Origin of the sequence: Corallococcus exercitus (genome assembly GCF_003611585.1) — a bacterium.
GTDB classification, from domain to species: Bacteria; Myxococcota; Myxococcia; order Myxococcales; family Myxococcaceae; genus Corallococcus; species Corallococcus exercitus.
In genome coordinates, this window is the sequence record NZ_RAVW01000889.1 from 1 (window position 1) to 409 (window position 409).

Annotated in this window: 1 protein-coding gene; it reads left to right on the forward strand. The window is 62.8% G+C overall.

Features of this window, described 5'->3' with window-relative positions; genetic code table 11:
* Positions 1–104 precede the first annotated feature (104 nt).
* The coding region (locus tag D7W79_RS42715) for a translation initiation factor IF-2 N-terminal domain-containing protein (RefSeq protein WP_208729992.1) at positions 105–409 on the forward strand (305 nt) is incomplete at its 3' end.

Below are 409 nucleotides of genomic sequence, written 5' to 3' on the forward strand. Positions count from 1 at the left end.
AGGTTGCGGGGAGAGGTGGCTGTTAAGCACCACTCGCACACAATTTCGGCTTTGGACTAGGGTGCTCGGCCTCGTCGCTGGCGGAGCAGAAGGCCAATCAAGGTATGTCGAAGAAGCGCGTTCACGAAATCGCCAAGGAGCTCAAGAGCCACGGGATTGAGCTCGACAACAAGGAGGTCGTGACCGAGCTCGCCGGGCTGGGTTACGACGTCAAGAGCCACTCGTCCTCTCTGGATGACGACCAGGCCACCGCCGCGGTCCAGAAGATTCTGGACAAGCGCAAGCCGAAGCAGGCCGCCCCTCCCGTCGCCGCCAAGGGCTTCGTGGTGCGCCGCAAGGTCGGTCCTCCCGCGGGCATGTCCGCCCCGGAGAGCCAGGACTCCTACGCACCTGTCTCCTATACACATCT